Annotated in this window: 1 rRNA gene; it reads right to left on the reverse strand. The window is 57.0% G+C overall.

From position 1 onward, the window contains the following. A 23S ribosomal RNA gene (locus tag V8688_RS32070) occupies positions 1 to 474 on the reverse strand; the annotation flags it as partial.

Genomic DNA, 474 nt, shown 5'->3' on the forward strand with positions numbered 1-474 from the left:
AATGCCGCGGCTTCGGCGGTGTACTTGAGCCCCGCTACATTGTCGGCGCAGGATCACTTGACCAGTGAGCTATTACGCACTCTTTCAAGGGTGGCTGCTTCTAAGCCAACCTCCTGGTTGTCTAAGCGACCCCACATCCTTTTCCACTTAGTACACGCTTAGGGGCCTTAGCCGGCGATCTGGGCTGTTTCCCTCTCGACTACGAAGCTTATCCCCCGCAGTCTCACTGCCACGCTCTCACACACCGGCATTCGGAGTTTGGCTGACTTCGGTAAGCTTGTGGGCCCCCTAGGCCATCCAGTAGCTCTACCTCCGGCGTGAAACACGTGACGCTGCACCTAAATGCATTTCGGGGAGAACCAGCTATCACGGAGTTTGATTGGCCTTTCACCCCTACCCACAGCTCATCCCCTCAGTTTTCAACCTAAGTGGGTTCGGGCCTCCACGACGTCTTACCGTCGCTTCACCCTGGCC

The organism is Nocardia sp. No.11 (genome assembly GCF_038752175.1).
In the GTDB taxonomy this organism is placed as follows: Bacteria; Actinomycetota; Actinomycetes; order Mycobacteriales; family Mycobacteriaceae; genus Nocardia; species Nocardia canadensis.